1 protein-coding gene is annotated in these 328 nt (G+C 70.7%); it reads right to left on the bottom strand.

The genetic code is table 11. The annotated features are described in order from the left end of the window. Positions 1-328: putative Ig domain-containing protein (locus tag ASG87_RS19080; RefSeq protein WP_162258304.1), on the bottom strand; the 328-nt coding region annotated here is incomplete at both ends.

Below are 328 nucleotides of genomic sequence, written 5' to 3'. Positions count from 1 at the left end.
CGTTGCCGCCGCGATCTTCAGCGTGTAGTGGGCGGTGGCGGTGAAGCCGTGCGCATCGGTGGCGGTGGCCGTCAGCGGGAAGCTGCCAGCCGCGCTGGGCGTGCCCGACAGGGTGGCCGTACCGGCATTGAAGCTCATGCCGGCGGGCAGGGTGCCGGTCAGCGCGTAGGTATACGGACCCACACCGCCGCTGGCGGCAAGCGTTTCAGAAGGATAGGCCACACCCACGGTGCCGTCCGCGAGGCTGGCCGGGGCGAGCGTGAGAGCCGGCGCGACCACGTGCAGGGTGTAGTTCTGCGTGGCCGAGAACGGCGCACCGATACCGGTG

It is taken from the genome of Frateuria sp. Soil773, from assembly GCF_001428405.1.
Taxonomy (GTDB): Bacteria; Pseudomonadota; Gammaproteobacteria; order Xanthomonadales; family Rhodanobacteraceae; genus LMSL01.
The sequence above is the reverse complement of the archived record's forward strand: the minus strand, read 5'-3'. Positions and strand labels throughout refer to the sequence as shown.